The 16,963-nt window shown below is 29.7% G+C and carries 18 protein-coding genes; 10 read left to right on the top strand and 8 right to left on the bottom strand.

Annotation, left to right across the window (positions count from 1 at the left end):
* Window positions 1-386: 386 nt before the first annotated feature.
* Entirely contained in the window at window positions 387-1,202 is an 816-nt protein-coding gene (gene panB, locus GFV00_RS06980; RefSeq protein WP_160557515.1) for a 3-methyl-2-oxobutanoate hydroxymethyltransferase, read from the top strand.
* 66 nt (window positions 1,203-1,268) lie between these two features.
* Window positions 1,269-1,958, top strand: coding sequence for an RluA family pseudouridine synthase (locus GFV00_RS06975; protein ID WP_105297121.1), 690 nt, complete (start codon window positions 1,269-1,271; stop codon window positions 1,956-1,958).
* Here the strand turns inward: GFV00_RS06975 and GFV00_RS06970 are convergent.
* Window positions 1,955-3,199 carry an oligosaccharide flippase family protein gene (locus GFV00_RS06970; RefSeq protein ID WP_160557516.1) on the bottom strand — a complete coding sequence of 415 codons (1,245 nt, stop codon included), beginning with the start codon at window positions 3,197-3,199 and terminating at the stop codon, window positions 1,955-1,957. The two genes, GFV00_RS06975 and GFV00_RS06970, sit on opposite strands and share 4 nt — an antisense overlap.
* 9 nt (window positions 3,200-3,208) lie before the next feature.
* Window positions 3,209-4,354: a glycosyltransferase gene (locus GFV00_RS06965; RefSeq protein ID WP_160557517.1), complete on the bottom strand. Its 1,146-nt coding sequence runs from the start codon at window positions 4,352-4,354 to the stop codon at window positions 3,209-3,211.
* A gap of 72 nt (window positions 4,355-4,426) precedes the next feature.
* Between GFV00_RS06965 and GFV00_RS06960 the strand changes: the two genes are divergently transcribed.
* Entirely contained in the window at window positions 4,427-5,554 is a 1,128-nt protein-coding gene (locus GFV00_RS06960) for a glycosyltransferase (protein ID WP_160557518.1), read from the top strand.
* On the opposite strand, the gene GFV00_RS06955 is transcribed toward GFV00_RS06960, so the two are convergent.
* Together GFV00_RS06955 and GFV00_RS06950 are read right to left on the bottom strand one after the other, a co-directional pair.
* Complete coding sequence (locus GFV00_RS06955) at window positions 5,539-6,435, bottom strand: glycosyltransferase family 2 protein (protein WP_160557519.1); 897 nt, start codon at window positions 6,433-6,435, stop codon at window positions 5,539-5,541. The two genes, GFV00_RS06960 and GFV00_RS06955, sit on opposite strands and share 16 nt — an antisense overlap.
* A 41-nt stretch (window positions 6,436-6,476) precedes the next feature.
* On the bottom strand, window positions 6,477-7,169 hold the full coding sequence (locus GFV00_RS06950) for a cell division ATP-binding protein FtsE (protein WP_160557520.1): 693 nt from the start codon (window positions 7,167-7,169) through the stop codon (window positions 6,477-6,479).
* Between the two features lie 154 nt (window positions 7,170-7,323).
* Here GFV00_RS06950 and GFV00_RS06945 point away from each other — a divergent pair, with 154 nt between their 5' ends.
* The 7 genes from GFV00_RS06945 (at window position 7,324) to GFV00_RS09890 (ending at window position 14,290) form a co-directional block, all read left to right on the top strand.
* Window positions 7,324-9,342: a M13 family metallopeptidase gene (locus tag GFV00_RS06945; protein WP_160557521.1), complete on the top strand. Its 2,019-nt coding sequence runs from the start codon at window positions 7,324-7,326 to the stop codon at window positions 9,340-9,342.
* A gap of 2 nt (window positions 9,343-9,344) precedes the next feature.
* The gene (locus tag GFV00_RS06940; protein WP_160557522.1) at window positions 9,345-9,629 is read left to right on the top strand and encodes a rhodanese-like domain-containing protein; all 285 of its coding nucleotides are present in this window, start codon (window positions 9,345-9,347) and stop codon (window positions 9,627-9,629) included.
* A 97-nt stretch (window positions 9,630-9,726) separates the two neighbouring features.
* Entirely contained in the window at window positions 9,727-10,185 is a 459-nt protein-coding gene (locus GFV00_RS06935; protein WP_105297113.1) for an META domain-containing protein, read from the top strand.
* Between the two features lie 136 nt (window positions 10,186-10,321).
* Window positions 10,322-10,591, top strand: a complete 270-nt coding sequence (gene rpsO / locus GFV00_RS06930; protein ID WP_105297112.1) for a 30S ribosomal protein S15 — start codon at window positions 10,322-10,324, stop codon at window positions 10,589-10,591.
* A gap of 264 nt (window positions 10,592-10,855) precedes the next feature.
* Window positions 10,856-13,003, top strand: coding sequence for a polyribonucleotide nucleotidyltransferase (gene pnp / locus GFV00_RS06925; RefSeq protein ID WP_160557523.1), 2,148 nt, complete (start codon window positions 10,856-10,858; stop codon window positions 13,001-13,003).
* A gap of 308 nt (window positions 13,004-13,311) precedes the next feature.
* The gene (xrtF, locus tag GFV00_RS06920; protein WP_160557524.1) at window positions 13,312-13,842 is read left to right on the top strand and encodes an exosortase family protein XrtF; all 531 of its coding nucleotides are present in this window, start codon (window positions 13,312-13,314) and stop codon (window positions 13,840-13,842) included.
* A gap of 4 nt (window positions 13,843-13,846) precedes the next feature.
* Complete coding sequence (locus GFV00_RS09890; RefSeq protein ID WP_160557525.1) at window positions 13,847-14,290, top strand: exosortase F system-associated protein; 444 nt, start codon at window positions 13,847-13,849, stop codon at window positions 14,288-14,290.
* On the opposite strand, the gene GFV00_RS06910 is transcribed toward GFV00_RS09890, so the two are convergent.
* From GFV00_RS06910 to GFV00_RS06895, 4 genes are all read right to left on the bottom strand, one after another.
* Window positions 14,277-14,558, bottom strand: coding sequence for a hypothetical protein (locus GFV00_RS06910; RefSeq protein WP_160557526.1), 282 nt, complete (start codon window positions 14,556-14,558; stop codon window positions 14,277-14,279). The genes GFV00_RS09890 and GFV00_RS06910 overlap by 14 nt on opposite strands.
* A gap of 37 nt (window positions 14,559-14,595) precedes the next feature.
* Window positions 14,596-15,339 carry a 23S rRNA (guanosine(2251)-2'-O)-methyltransferase RlmB gene (rlmB, locus tag GFV00_RS06905; protein ID WP_160557527.1) on the bottom strand — a complete coding sequence of 248 codons (744 nt, stop codon included), beginning with the start codon at window positions 15,337-15,339 and terminating at the stop codon, window positions 14,596-14,598.
* Between the two features lie 65 nt (window positions 15,340-15,404).
* The gene (gene yihA / locus GFV00_RS06900) at window positions 15,405-16,028 is read right to left on the bottom strand and encodes a ribosome biogenesis GTP-binding protein YihA/YsxC (protein WP_160557669.1); all 624 of its coding nucleotides are present in this window, start codon (window positions 16,026-16,028) and stop codon (window positions 15,405-15,407) included.
* Window positions 16,029-16,039: 11 nt separating this feature from the next.
* Entirely contained in the window at window positions 16,040-16,804 is a 765-nt protein-coding gene (locus GFV00_RS06895; protein ID WP_105297106.1) for an alpha/beta fold hydrolase, read from the bottom strand.
* Window positions 16,805-16,963 lie beyond the last annotated feature (159 nt).

Below are 16,963 nucleotides of genomic sequence, written 5' to 3'. Positions count from 1 at the left end.
TAAGATTTTATGTTTATTTAAATACTATATAGTTCTACTACTTCGCATTAATATTTAACTGTTTTTATTTTTCTATATTTTAATAGTAAATTAAATATTTTGTATGGGATAAACACAATTGCTTATTTTAGTTTAAATTTATACCTTATTAAAAACCAAATTATATAATCTTCAAAAATTACCTGACGTTCGATATTCTCAATATTCACACTTTATTATTATTTATTTTTCAGTTAAGGAATGTAATTTGCATTCATAAATTTAACAGATGTTATATATTTTTAGAGTTTATAAATATCTTATAATATAATAAACTATATACAAGATAAAGCTTAAAAAATACTTTTTAATTAATATTATCATAAATTTACCAAAAACTAATAATAATGTCAATACACTTGGAATTTAAAAAGATAACTACTGAAACTTTCAAAAAAATGAAAGTTTCGGGAGAAAAAATATCTATGTTAACTGCTTATGATTACACTATGGCAAGTCTTGCAGATGAAGCCGGAATAGATGCTATTTTAGTTGGCGATTCTGCAGCCAATGTAATGGCTGGATATGAAACTACATTACCTATAACGTTGGATCAAATGATTTATCATGCCCAATGTGTATCAAGAGGAATTAAAAGAGCTTTATTAGTTGTAGATTTACCTTTCGGTACCTACCAATCCGATCCTTTACAAGCTTATCATTCTGCCGTTCGAATTATGAAAGAAACCGGTGCTTCCGCAATAAAAATGGAGGGTGGAATTGAAATAAAAGATTCTATAGAAGCCATTGTTAAAGCCGGAATTCCTGTTATGGGACATTTAGGTTTAACTCCTCAATCCATTCATCAATTTGGATCTTTCAAGTTAAGAGCGAAAGAAGATGCCGAAGCGAATAAACTAATTTCCGATGCTAAATTATTAGAGGAAATAGGATGTTTTTCACTAGTATTAGAAAAAATACCGGCTCAATTAGCAGAAAAGGTAACCAATGAATTAGATATTATTACCATTGGTATCGGTGCAGGAAATGTTACTGATGGTCAAGTTTTAGTTATTCATGATTTACTAGGCTTAAATAAAAATTTCAAACCTAAATTCGCCAGAAAATATTTACATCTTCATGAACAAATTGTTGAAGCCGTTTCAAATTATGTTCAAGATATAAAAAGCAAAGAATTTCCCAGTAAAGAAGAAAGCTTTTAAATTTTTCACCTATTAAGGATATAAAATTTTAGTGTCTTAAATTATTGGAATTATTTTTTTAAAAATATGCTTACTGAAAATCAAATACTTTTTGAAGATAATCATATCATCATTATAAACAAAAAAGCCGGTCAGCTCGTTCAAGGAGACAAGACCGGTGATATTTCATTATTAGATGAGGTAAAATCTTATATTAAGCAAAAGTATTCCAAACCCGGAAATGTTTTTGCCGGACTTGTTCATCGCATTGATCGTCCTACTTCCGGCATTGTTATATTTGCTAAAACGAGTAAAGCCCTTACTCGATTGACGGAAATGATCAAGAAAAGAGAAATTAAAAAAACATATTGGGCGGTAGTAAAAAAAAATGAAATTCCTGAAACACAAAGGTTAGTTCACTATTTAAAGAAGAATGAAAAAAATAATAAGGCAATTATTTTTAATTCATCGAGTGCTCAAAGCGGTTCCAAAGAGGCCATTCTAACTTATAAAATAATAAAAAAATCTGACCATTACCTATTATTGGAAATCGATTTGGAAACAGGAAGACATCATCAAATACGAGCACAACTCAGTGCAATTAAATGTCCAATCAAAGGAGATCTAAAATACGGTGCTGATCGTTCCAACTCTGATGGCAGCATTCATCTATTAGCCAGAAAAATTGAATTTATTCATCCCATTAAGAAGGAAAAAATTGTACTGGAAGCTCCGGTTCCGGAAAATGATAATTTATGGAAAAGCTTTGAAAATTAGAGTTTTTTGAAATATAAATATACAGTACTCATATTGTAAAATCCTGAAAATATATACGCTAAACCGGTTGCCATAGCTGCTCCTGTTATTCCATAGTGAGGAATCAATAATAATCCTACAATTAGCTGAATAATAATAGCTCCTACGGAAGCAAAAATATTGTTTTTTAGTAACCCTAATGCTGCTGAAATATTTCCAAAAGGAATCAATACGAGTAAAGAAAAAACCGAAGCAATCATAAGTATATAAAAGGCCGTATTTACCTGATAATTACTTCCAAATAATAATTTAATTATAAAATCTCCAAATAAAAAAAATATCGATATAAGAACACTTCCCAAACTAAAAAAAATTATAAAATAATTTTTCATATAGGTTTGAAAATACTTTTTGTTGTTAAAGTTCTTTACAAATTTAGGATAATCTGTTACTATAAACATTTGAGCAATAAAGAATAAATTAAAAGGAATGATAGATGAAATTCTATATTCTGCAATACTAACTGCCGAAAGAAAATATCCTACCATAAAAGTATCTATCGATGAAATAGAAGAATGTAAAAAATTAGCTACGGAACTACCTATTGAATACTTCCAAAATTCTTTTTTAGATACGGGAAGTTTTGCATTTTCTTTAAACCTATTATATTTCTTAAGGAAGCAATAAAAAAAAATAAATGAAATGGATAATGAAACAACATATCCATAAACTCCAAATATTAAGCTGAACAATAAAGAAACTACTAATGTGCTAACATTAAAGACCATATCCGTAATTGCATATCCATAATTATTATCTCGTATTTGAAAATCTATGCGTATTTGATAAAAAAAGGAAAGACTGACGAAACGTAAGCTCAATAGTAATGAAATTATTGTTAGATAATTATATTTTGTAGCAAACAACAAGCAAATAATTAGAAATAAAAATATGGTGATACTATTGAGCTTATTACCTACTTTAAAATTATAAATACTTAATATATCCTTTTCCTTATTATCGGAGACTAATGAGCCATAGCGAAGTAATGCATTTTGACTTCCCATATTTATAAAGGGCATAAGAAATGATAAAATGGACAAGGCTAATGTAACCGATCCAAATTCCTCTTTGGTAAGAATTCTAACTATAAAAAACGAATTACTTACCATAGCCAATTTACTTACTACTTGAGATATAGCAATATATCCTCCCTTATTTTTTTGGAATTCAAGTAAAAAAGATGATAAACTTTTTATCATTGGTAGTATCTATTTAGTGTATTTGAACATAACATTCATATATATTTGATCCATTTTTTTGGCTATACTTTTTATACTAAAATGCTTATCAGAAAATTGATGCATAACATCAGCTTCAGCAAATTCTACTTTACCCGTAATACATTTTTCCATTGCTTTATACAATTGATCCTCATTACCTTTTTCTATAAGAATCCCAAAATTTTCAGGAAACAACTCAGAAATTCCTCCTACATTAGTCGAAATTACCGGTAAACCGCACGAAAAAGCTTCATTAATTACACACGGTTGACTTTCAGTATTACTAAACATAACTAATAGATCCGCATTCTTCATTTTATCCGAAACCTCAACTTCAGATAAAGAGTCAAAAGTAAAAATGTATTCTTCCAGCTTATTATTTTTTATAAATTCTTTTATATGAGTATTATCTCCATCCCCTCCTATTTGAAGTGTAAATCTATATCCCGAATCAGCTAATCTTTTAGTTACATTCAAAATACCTGTAATATTCTTGTATTCATTGTTTAAATTCGAAATATGAAGAAATTCATTTTTTTTCTTTTTTTTCTCTAATGGTTTAAAAATCTCCGTATTTACCACATTTGGAACAATACTAAATTTCCCCTTAATTCCTTTATTTTTCATGTTTAACTCCAAATCTTTAGTTACAGGTATCAAACAACTTGCTTTAGAACAAATTAGTTTCATTAGTAGATAATAAAGTTTGAGAGACAGACTAGAATTGTTTGTGAGCCAACGCGACCAGTGTTCTGTAACTACAAAATTTATGTTCTTCCTCATCTTAAAATAATAAGCAAGAATAGCATAATAATGTAAGACATGAATATGAAGTAAATCTACTTTTTCTATTATCCGTAAACCTTTTATATAGGCTTGACATTTTTTTACGTAGTTAATAAGTTTATAAGAACTTCCTTTATAATAAATTTTTAAAATAAATAAATTTTGTTCTTTATCCGTAATAAATTTAAATTCATTTTTTAACCGTTCATCTCTTTCAACATAAAGAATACTTACCTTATGTATTGTTGCAACCGCTTGAGCATGTCGTAAGATAAAATTACCATTTTTAGGATTTTTTTTGGAAGGAAACCAATAAGGTAAAAAAAGAATATGTAATTTTTGTCGCATCAGTAAAAGAGAACAAACTACAAATATATTATTTTTATCCAGATAATTAATTTATTATTTTTGTTAGTTAAAATGACTCAACGAAAAAAAGTATTAGTTTCTGTAATTAATAATATAGCTACGGATCAAAGAGTAGAAAAGGTTTGCAATTCCTTATATAAAAATGGTTACGAAATTTCAATTATCGGTACTAATTTATATGGAAAGCCCCCATTAAATAGACCCTATTCTTTTCACCGTTTCCATCTTGCCTTTCAAAGAAAATTTTTATTATTTGCGGAATTTAATTTTAAATTATTTTGGAAACTATTATTTCAATCCGATAAACACACCATATTATTAGCTAACGATCTGGATTCTCTTTTACCTAATTATTTAGTTTCAAAATTTAAAAAAATTCCTTTAGTCTTTGATAGTCATGAAATATACTCTGAGCTGCCGTCCATACAGGGAAGATATGCACAAAAATTTTGGAGAAAACTGGAAAAATATCTTATACCCAAAATTGAATATTTTTATACCGTTAGTGAAGGATATGCAGATTTTTTTGAAGAAAGATACAGCAACCGCCCTATTATAATTAAAAATGTTCCAATCATCGCCACTGTATCCGACAAGAATAAAAATATTCATACTAAATTACCTGAAACCCCATGTAATAAGAAAATTATAGTATATCAAGGAGCCATTAATTTCAGCAGAGGGATTGATAAAATGATAGAAGCCATGAAATACATTGAAAATGCACAATTATGGATTATTGGTAATGGCCCATTAAAAAACACATTCGAAAATTTATGTAAGGAACTACGTTTAGATCAAAAAATTTATTTCTTAGGAGAAATTTCACCTGAACAACTAAAATTAATTACTCCTAAAGCAGAGTTAGGTATAAGTCTGGAAGAAGACGCGGGCCTAAGTTATCGTTATGCTCTCCCCAATAAAATATTTGATTATGTGCATGCTAAAATACCCGTTCTAGGAACCTATCTTCCGGAAATAAAAAACATGATAAATGAAAATCAAATTGGCGAAGTTATTACCAATCATTCAGCAAATGAAATTTCAGAAAAAATAAAATTATTACTTTCTAAAGGAAAAAAACATTATGAAAATAACTTGGAAAAAACTTCAATAATATACAATTGGGAAGCGCAGGAATCTACTTTATTAAATATTTTCAATCAGGCGAGTAAATAACACAAATACCCTATTTTGTATAACTGAAAAATTTTTAAATCAGCATTTTCGGACAATAAATTCTTTTTCATTAAACCACGATTTTTTTTAAATAAGTAGGAAATGAATTTAACGCCGTTCACCTTTTTTATTTGAAAATATACTTTGGCAAGTCTGATTTTTTTACATAGTATTTCATTATGTTGTATTAAACTTGATAAATTTTTAATTGCTTCTTCTGTTTTGTTTAAAAATATATGGTTTGGTTCAATCCCCTCATGATAAACAGGGTTTTCCATTAAATCAAGTTTAATAGTATTTGCTTCTAAGGTTAATCCAAACATTGTATCTTCATATCCATAATTGCTTTCTAAAACAGGAAAAGGAATGGAATAAAAAATACTTTTTCTAACTAACAGATTAGCTGTTTTTAAACAGAGATAATTTGAGTTACCAGAATTTTTTTTTAGAGAAGTTTCTTCATAAGTTACTCCGTATTTCCAACGTAAACACTTCTGATTAGTTTCATTCAAATTCCTCCTATATATTATAGTTCCGCTTAAAACCTGACTTTCAGAATGAATAGATGAAACAAAAGTTTTAAGATACGATGAAGTAGCTGGCATAACATCGGAATCCATGAATAGTAACCATTCATAATTAGCTTTTTTAGCTAATAAATTCCGAGCTTTAGCTCTTCCTACATTTTCTTGAGAAATGATATAGGTAAGATTGTTTTTTGCACAAAATAATTGATTACTTTTAGTGATTTCATGATTGATAGAGGCATCATCAAGAAAAAGTACCTCATAGGGTACATTTAATTCTGCCCCTTGTTTTACCAATTCTTTACCTAAATTTATAATGGAATAATTATAAACCGGAACAAGAATTGAAATCATAGGAGGTTAAACATTACAATTTCAATTAAAATTAATATAATTTAAATAAAAAGATCATTGGAATCACCATGATAAATCTTTCCATTTTCACATTTAATAGTTTTTGCAGGAAAGTTCTTAATCATCGAATAATCATGTGTAGCCATTAATATGGTACAATGATTTTGTTGTGCAATACCTTTAAGCAAGAGCATAATCTCGTTAGAAGTTTCAGGATCCAAGTTTCCGGTCGGTTCATCTGCCAAAATTAAGGACGGATGATTTAATAAGGCTCTTGCGATAGCTACCCGTTGCTGTTCACCTCCGGAAAGTTCATGGGGCATTTTATGTTTTTTTGTTGCCATCCCAACACTTTGTAAAACCTCCTCGATTCTTTCATTGATTGCAAACGAATCTTTCCATCCGGTCGCTTTTAAAACAAACAATAAATTCTTTTCTACACTCCTATCCGTTAATAATTGAAAATCTTGAAATACAATACCTAACTTCCTTCTTAATGTAGGAATTTCACTATCTTTCAAGGAAACCAAATCAATATCAACTACTTTCCCCTGTCCCTCAAGCAAAGGAATATCTCCATATAAAATTTTTAATAATGAGCTTTTCCCACTACCTGTTTTACCAATAAGATAATAAAATTCACCCTTTTCTAAGCTCATGTTAACATGACTTAGAACTAAAAAGTTTTTTTGATAAATATTAGCATTTCTTAAGTACAAAATAGGCTCACTCATTAGTAAAAGTTATAAGTATTTATAAAAGAGAATTAATTTTCACAAAAATAACAATTTAAAATATATTGCTTATTTTACTTCATTTTAAAGTTTTGTTAAAAATAGCTTATATGACTATTTTTAACTATTTTTGATTGAGAATTAATTTTTAATAATGAAAAATTTAATATTATTTATTGCAACTGCGCTGCTGCCTTTTACCGGAGTATTTGCTCAAAAACATGCAATTAATGAAGAGTACATGGATAAGAAAGTAAGACCGCAAGACGATTTTTATAACTATGTTAACGGAAATTGGATGAAAACTACTCAAATTCCTCCTGACCGTTCCAGATGGGGAAGCTTCGACCAATTACGTGAATTTACCGATTCCGTATCACTTACGATTTTAAAAAAATCAAATAATAAAAATTATCCTAAAGGTTCTGAAGGACAAAAAATTAAAGATTTGTTTAGTTCATTCATGGATATGGATGCTAGAAACAAACAAGGCATAGCTCCTATTCAACCTTATTTATCAAAAGTTGACCGGGTTAAAAACCTCACGGACTTACAAAATTTACTTATCGAGTTCACTCCGTTAGAAATGAATCCTTTTTATGAATACGGTGTTCAATCCGATTTAAATAACAGCAACAAAAATGCGGTATATTTAGGAGATGTAAGTTTAGGTTTGGGAAGAGATTATTATCAAAAAAATGATGAAAAATCCTTAAAAACATTGCAGGATTATACAATCTATTTATCAAAATTATTAAAGGTAATCGGACACAAACAACCGGATAAAACCGCTTCTGCTATTGTTGCTTTCGAGAAACAATTAGCTTCTAATCTCTTAACAGTAGAGCAAATTAGAAACGCACAACTTCAAAATAATCCTTATGCATTTACAAGTTTATCCGAATTATCCAAAAATATAAATTTAACGGATTATTTGACAAAACTGGGAGTACGTGTAGATACAGTTATTATTCCCGAAAAAAAATATTTTGAAAACCTAGATAATAATATTACTCCACAAAACCTTTCATTAGTAAAAGATTATATAAAAATAAATATTGTAAGATCTGCTGCCAATAGCTTAACCAAAGAATTGGATGATATAAACTTTGATTTTTACAATAAAACATTGGGAGGGCAATCAGAGCAAAGATCAATGGAAAAACGCGCTCTTACAAGTATTAATTCTTTAGTTGGTGAAGCATTTGGTAAACTTTACGTAGCTGAAGTATTTCCGGAAGAAGCTAAGAGAAACGCTAATGAATTGATTGAATATTTAAAAAAATCGTTTGCCATCCATATTAATAATTTAACTTGGATGTCACATCCTACCAAACAAAAAGCCTTAGATAAGCTAAGCAAGTTTACGGTTAAGATTGGATATCCGGATAAATGGAAAGACTATTCTAAGTTAGAAATAAAATCTGTAAAAGATGGTGGATCTTATTTTCAAAATAAATTAAATGCTATTGTATTTAATTATGAGAGAGATAAAGACAAAATAGGTAAACCGGTAGATAAAACCGAATGGCTGATGTCTCCTCAAACAGTAAATGCCTATTATAATCCTTCTTATAATGAAATTGTATTTCCGGCAGCTATTTTACAGCCTCCATTTTATAATTATAAAGCAGATGCAGCAATAAATTTTGGTGGAATCGGAGCCGTAATAGGTCATGAAATATCTCACGGATTTGATGATAGTGGTTCTCAATTTGATGGAGATGGAAATTTAAAAGATTGGTGGACACCCGAAGATAAAGAAAAATTTGAGAAAGCTACTCAAGCACTTGAAAAACAATATAACTCTTATGAACCCATTCCGGGTCTACATATAAACGGAAAATTAACATTAGGTGAAAATATAGCAGATTTAGGCGGAGTTGCCATTGCATATGATGCCTTAGAAATTTATTTAAAAGAAAAAGGTAATCCCGGTAAAATTGATAATTTTACACCGCAACAAAGATATTTTATATCTTGGGCAACAATATGGAGAACCAAATCCAAGGAAGAAGCTTTAGTTAACCAAATTAAAACTGATCCACATGCTCCGGGTTATTATAGAGCGATTGCGCCTCTAGAAAATGTTGAAGGCTTTTATAAAGCATTTAATGTACAAAAAGGAGATAAAATGTTTAAACCTAAAAAAGAAAGAATTATTATTTGGTAATTATGGATCTAAAAGAACTTTTGAAAAAAAGCTCGGCAACCCTTCTGGATGTAAGAGAAAAAGAAGAATTAATTAAAGAAGGAGAAGTAGAGGGAGCTATTTTAATCCCCATGAATGAGATACCATCTAAAATAGAAGAAATTCGCAACTTTTCTACCCCACTTATAGTTTTTTGCAGATCAGGAATACGATCCGAAAAAATAGTTAACTACCTCAAAAAAGAAGGATTTAATGATATATATAATGGTGGTGGATTTAAAGAAATTAATCAATTGTTAAATTCCTAATTTATCCTGAATTTATACTTTGGCAAAATATTTGAGATAACGCTTTAAAAGTTAAAAAAGGCTTATAAAAGCTTAAAAATTTAATTTAATATAATATATGAAAAATTTAATTAAAATTAGTATTACCAGTTTATTCTTATTATTTTTAGGTACTACATTTCAAAGTTGTAATTCTACCAAAAATGTTGCACAAAAAGTGGATGATAAAGAATTACAAATTAAACTAAGAGGTACATGGTATCTAACTTCTATAGACGGTACGTTGGCAACAAATTCATTTAAAGGAGAAATTCCTACTTTAAATTTTGACTTTGATAAAAACAGAACCAATGGTAATGCAGGATGCAATCAATATAACGGTTCATTTGCTCTAATTGGTAATGTCTATAATCCTAGTCCAATGGTTTCAACTCTTATGGCTTGTCCTGAATACAACCAAGAGCCTAGATTTTTAGAATTAATGGGTAAAAGAAGTACGTTAGTATTTACCAATTACACTTTACAATTTGTTCAAGATGGTAAAGTAGTACTTGAATTTGCTCCGTTAACAAAATAAGTAAATACTAGTAAGATACAGCAAACTATATAAATAAGAGTGTATTTTTCACAAAAGCACTCTTATTTTCTTTACATCTAAAAAAAAGTTATATATTTGCTGCTCAATACATAATAATCATTAAAATAATATTGGCATGTATCTAACATCAGATGTAAAAAAAGAAATTTTCGCTAAACACGGTAAAGATGAAAAAAATACCGGTAGCGCTGAAGGACAGGTAGCTTTGTTTACCTTTAGAATTAACCATTTAACACAGCATCTTAAAAGAAATCATAAAGATTTCAATACTGAAAGAGCTTTAGTGGCATTAGTGGGAAAAAGAAAAAAATTACTTGATTATCTAAAGAAAAAAGATATCAACAGATATAGAGCAATTATTGCAGAATTAGGTATTCGTAAGTAAAAGAAATTATAAAGAGGCAATTTATCAATTGCCTCTTTTATTATCTTTTGAAAAAAGCACGAAAAGAAAAAAGTTTAATTTAATAAGTTATTCATTTTATATATTTTAACACACTGAGCACTGAATTCCATTAATCTTCATTATTTTAATGGACTTGAGTGTTCTCTGGTGTTTTCCTATTTAAGATAAGTAGCTAAATATTTTATCAACACTACCTTTTCTTTTTGCTTTATTATATATTTATTAACAAATTTTTTATTTTTTATGGAGATTCCAAAAGCAATTACAGAAAAAATTGTCTTGGATGATGGAAGAGAAATCATCTTAGAAACCGGAAAACTTGCTAAACAAGCAGATGGCTCTGTGGTAGTTACATGTGGTGGAACCATGTTATTAGCAACAGTAGTGGCTGCAAAAGAGGCTAATCCCGGAGTAGATTTTCTACCTCTTACAGTGGATTACAGGGATAAATTCTCAGCCGGAGGACGTATTCCGGGTGGATTTATGAAAAGAGAGGGAAGACCAACGGATGAGGAAATACTAACCATGCGATTGGTAGACCGTGTTCTACGCCCTTTATTTCCCGACGACTTTCATGCCGAAATACAGGTAATGATTCAACTTATTTCGTACGATGGCTCCATACTTCCCGATTCATTAGCAGGACTAGCTGCTTCAGCAGCTATAAGCATCACTGATATTCCTTTTAACGGACCAATTTCTGAAGTTCGAATTATTCGCCATAATGGAAAGTACATCATTAATCCGAACCTTGATCAAATGGATGAAGGATTTGATCTTGATATAATGGTGGGTGCTTCCAAAGATTCAATTGTTATGATTGAAGGAGAAATGAGCGAAATTTCTGAAAAAGATATGATCGATGCAATTTCAGTAGCTCATGAAGCCATTAAAAAACAAATTGATGCTGAAGAAAGATTAGCCGCTAAGGTTGGAAAATCTCAGCCTAAAAGGGAATATTGCCATGAAACTCATGATGAAGAATTAAGAAGTGCTATTACAGAATTTTCCTATCAAAAAATTTATGATATAGCCAAAACACCTTCTGAAAAACATGAGAGAAGCGAAAAATTTGATGCTGTTTTAGAAGAATTTTTATCAAGATACACTGAAGAAGAATTAGAAGAAAAAAAATCTTTAGCCGCTACTTATTTTCATGATGTACAAAAAGACGCTGTTAGACAACTTATATTAAATGAAGGAATTCGTTTAGATGGTAGAGACACAAAAACTATCCGACCTATTTGGTGTGAAGTTAATTACCTTCCGGGATCTCACGGATCAGCCATTTTTACACGCGGTGAAACTCAATCATTGACTACTGTTACCCTAGGTTCTTCATTGGATGCTAATCGAGTGGACAATGTAATATCTCAACACGAAGAAAAATTCTATTTACATTATAATTTCCCGCCGTTTTCAACCGGTGAAGTTAGACCGGTAAGAGGGGTTTCTCGTAGAGAAATAGGTCATGGAAATTTAGCTCAAAGAGCCTTAAAATATGTTATTCCAAAAGATTCTCCTTATACTATACGTGTTGTTTCCGACATTTTAGAATCTAACGGTTCTTCTTCAATGGCAACTGTTTGCGCCGGAACATTAGCATTAATGGATGCGGGTATTAAAATAAAGAAACCTGTATCCGGTATAGCCATGGGGTTAATCACTGATAAAGAATCAGGCAAATGGAGCGTTCTCTCTGATATACTTGGAGATGAAGACCATTTAGGAGATATGGACTTTAAAGTAACCGGTACTGCCGACGGTATTACCGCTTGCCAAATGGATATTAAAATTCAAGGGTTATCTTTTGAAATTATGGAAAAAGCTTTGAATCAAGCGAAGGAAGGACGTTTACATATTTTAGGTAAAATATTGGAAACTATCTCCGCTCCTAATGATCATTTGAAACCCAATGCACCTAAATTGGTATCTTTGGAAATTCCTAAAGACTTTATTGGCGCTGTTATCGGACCCGGAGGAAAAATCATTCAACAACTTCAAAAAGATACAGACACTGTAATTACGATTGAAGAGAGTAATGATGTAGGAAAAGTTGAAATATCGGGAGTTGATCAAGCCAAAATTGATGAAGCAATTGAAAAAATTAAACAAATAGCTTTCGTTCCTGAAGTTGGAGCTACTTACAAAGCTAAAGTGGTTTCAATAAAACCTTTTGGAGCATTTGTTGAGATTTCTAAAGGTGTTGAAGGATTGGTTCATATTTCCGAGTTAGAATGGAGACGTTTGGAAAAAGTTGAAGATTCCGTTAAGCTTGGAGATATCATCGAAGTGAAATATTTAGGTGTAGACGATAAGAAAAAGATTAAACTTTCAAGAAAAGTCTTATTACCTAAACCTGAAAAAAAGGATTCTGAAAGTAAAAAATAATACTTTATAATAAAAAAAGGTTGAAATGATTTTCAACCTTTTTTTATTTAGTTCATTGAATGAAATATATTTTATAAAAATCAGATTTTACATACTTTTTTACGCATATTGGTAAAGTCCTTATTTTCAACTACTTATTATTTCAATAAAATATTTAAAACTATAATATTACCAAAAAATTGAAATAATCCGACTAATTCTCATCTTAATTCTATATCTTGAAACTTATAATTAAAGTATAAGATATTTAGTAATTGCACTACTTATAATTATAATAATTTATATTTTTATATTTTAGTTTCTTTTTCATGAAAGAATATAGGCCCATATTTATAAGTTTACTTAAATTTTTCTCTGTTTATTTAATTTTAACAGCACTCTATTATTGGTATCTTACTTATTATCAAAATGAGCTGGCGACCTGTGATATTTATACTTTTGATGTTGCTAAACAATCGTCTTGTTTACTTCAATGGATTGGCATTACTAGCCGGGCGATTCATGTAGATCATGAAAATTACATGCGTTTTTATATCAATAATAAATTTGTCAGCATTGTAAATGAAGGTTGCAATGCTTTGTCGGTAATTATTCTTTACCTATCGTTTATAATAGCTTTTGCTAATTCTTTCAAAAAAAGCTGTATTTATCTGGTTATCACTATCTTATTTATATACTTAATAAACATTGTAAGAATAAGTTTTATTAATTATATATTTTATTATTATCCGCAATATGGAAAATTCAGCCATGACTATTTATTTCCATCAATTATATACGGATTGATAATTATTTTATGGATTGTATGGATTAAATATTTCATATTTAAAAAGAAATAAAAATATGAAAAAAACAGGTAAAATTATTGGAATTCTACTAAGCATACTTGCTTTAATTATGGTACGAAAATTTGAAACCTCTTTGTTTTATGATCCTCTACTCTCATTTTTTAAACAAAAAGATTTTAATCATCAAATTCCCCCTGAATTTAATCTCATAAAACTTACGACGTCTCTTATCTTTCGATACGGATTAAATTCTATTATAACGCTTGTGATTATATATTTATGGTACAATGATAAAAAAATAACGAAAGTATGCTCCTATATTTTAGGTATTGGATTCCTTATTTTTATATCCCTTTATTTATTTTCCTTACTAACAAATTTTAGTTTGGGTTACATGCCAACATTTTATATAAGAAGAGTTTTAATTCAGCCTATATTTTTACTGTTGCTTATACCCGCAATATATTATTATAAGAATTTACCCACTAATTCCCGCTAGGAGTATCGTTATTGGTTGTTGTTTCTTGATTTTGTAGCTTGTTTCTCATAACTTCTCTTTCGGCTTCTCTAGCTTTTCTCTTTATACTTTGCGTTTTACTGCTATAACCGCCAATAGCACCTAATATGAGACCTAATCCGGAACCGGCCAATAAACCAATAACTAATGTAATTGTTAAAAAGGGTTCTTTTGATCCATTACATTGGATGTACCCTAAGGCTATTCCCAGGATTAAAAATAGAATACCAATAATTATTGAACTTTTCATTATTATAATATATTTTAGATAATAAATTTATGAAAATTTATTTATTTGAGTTTAAATTCTGCCTTACCACTTCGTATAAAAAGGCGCCACAAGCTACAGATACATTTAAAGAATCCGTTTTACCGTAAATAGGCAGCTTTAATTTTGCATCAGAATTTTTAAGCAGATCCCTTGAAATTCCTTTTTCTTCATTTCCTACAATAACAGCTAACGGAAGTTCCAACACTTCATCATATAAATAGGTATCTGTTTTCTCAGTAGCACTAACAACTTTTATACCACTTAGCTTTAAAAACTCCAATACTTTTAATAAATTCTTCTCCTTGCAAATTTTTAAATTGTAAATAGCTCCTGCAGATGTTTTAATAGAATCAGAATTGATTGGAGCCGAACCTTCATCAGGAATAACTATGACGTCAACACCAACAATTTCTGCAGTTCTGCAAATTGCTCCAAAATTTCTAACGTCTGTTAAATGATCTAAAATAAGGACCAATGGCATTTTCCCGTCTTCAAACAATTGAGGTATAACTTCCTCAATTGAAAATAATTGTACCGGTGAAAGAAAAGCACATACACCTTGATGATTTTTACGGGTCAATCGATTCAATTTTTCAATCGGAACATACTTAACACGAATTCCCGCTTGTGAAAATTTCATCTTCAAGACTTTAATATTATCTCCTAATAAACCATTTTGAATAAATACCTTATCAAAAGTTTTTCCTGCCTCCAAAGCCTCCATAACAGGCCGTATTCCGAATATAAAATCTTTTTCCATATTTTTTAATTGAGGGTAATTTATAAATATTTAGTCAAGCTTCTACTAATTATTTGGTTAGATTATTAATCCCCAAAATAAACTTTATTTCTTGCCAAATATTTATTGGTATCTTCAATAAAAGAAAGTATCTCTTCTTTTCCAATCTTCTTTTCTGATGAAGATTTAAACATTTCAGGAAGATCATCCCAAGTTTTACGTAATTCTTGAGAATACTTTTTAAAATTAAAAGAAAACTCTTTTTGAGTGACTTTATCCAACTTGGTAAAAATTAATGAAAAAGGGATACCTGATTCTCCCAGCCAGTTGATAAAATCTATATCAATTTTAAGAGGTAAATGACGAGCGTCTATTAATACAAAAAGGTTTACTAAATTTTTTCTAGACAACACATATTTTTCAATCATCTTAGAAAATGCAGCCCTATTCGTTTTAGAAGCTTTCGCATATCCATATCCCGGCAAATCTGTTAAATACCAGTTGTCATTAATTAAAAAATGATTAATCAATTGAGTCTTTCCTGGAGTGGATGAAGTTTTAGCTAACCCCTTTTTATTGGTAAGCATATTAATTAAAGATGATTTACCTACGTTAGATCTGCCTATGAAAGCATATTCAGGCTTATTGCCTTCCGGACAATCTTCAATTAATTTACTGCTTTTTATAAATTCTGCTGAATATATATTCATGGTTTGATTTTCTACAATTTCATCTCTTTCAGCCAATTAAAAAGAATTTCATTAAACTCAATCGGTTTTTCCATCATTGGCGAATGGCCGCATTGATCTACCCAAAATAATTGAGAATTAGGAATTCCTTCATGAAATTCTTCCGCTACTTCCGGTGGAGTTACATTGTCTTGTTTTCCCCAAATCAGACATGTCGGTTGATGAATATTTTTTAACTCTTTAGATAAATTATGCTTGATGGCACTTCTTGCAATGTGAATTGTTTTTAAAACTTTGCTCCTGTCAGACAATGTTTCGTATACTTCTTCAACTAATTCTTTAGTGGCAATCTTAGGATCATAAAAAACCTCTTCCGATTTCTTTTTTATATAATCATAGCTGCCTCTTTTAGGATAGGATTCTCCAAAACTTCTCTCATACAATCCTGAACTACCGGTTAAAACCAAAGAATCAACATATTGAGGTTTTTTCAAAGAAATCATTAATCCTAAATGTCCGCCTAAAGAATTCCCCAAAATAATGGATGGCTCATCAACAACCTTTTGTAGAAAGCTAATCACATAATTAGTTAATCCCATTACGTTAGTCCTCAAAGTAGGAAGAGAATATAAAGGAAGTTCAATAGAATACACCTTGTAGCCATTTTTGGAAAAAAAATTAACCTGATCCGAAAAATTGCTTAAACTACCCATTAAACCATGCAATAAAACTATTGGTTTGCCTTCTCCCTCTACCGTATATGCAAATTTTTTTTCTTTACGAAGATTAAAAATCATTAGTCAATCTTATTGCTGTGCAGATGCAAAAATACATCATTTATTACTAAATAAAAACATTATTTACTAATAACTTTCCTTCTTTATGTATTTAAATATCCTTTTTTTACCGAATTATTTAGCCCACAAAAGTTATCAACAAAAGTGGGTAAAAGTGGA

The organism is Apibacter sp. B3935 (assembly GCF_009827705.1).
GTDB lineage: Bacteria > Bacteroidota > Bacteroidia > Flavobacteriales > Weeksellaceae > Apibacter.
Note: the sequence above shows the minus strand (reverse complement) of the source record. Positions and strands in the feature narration are given on the sequence as shown.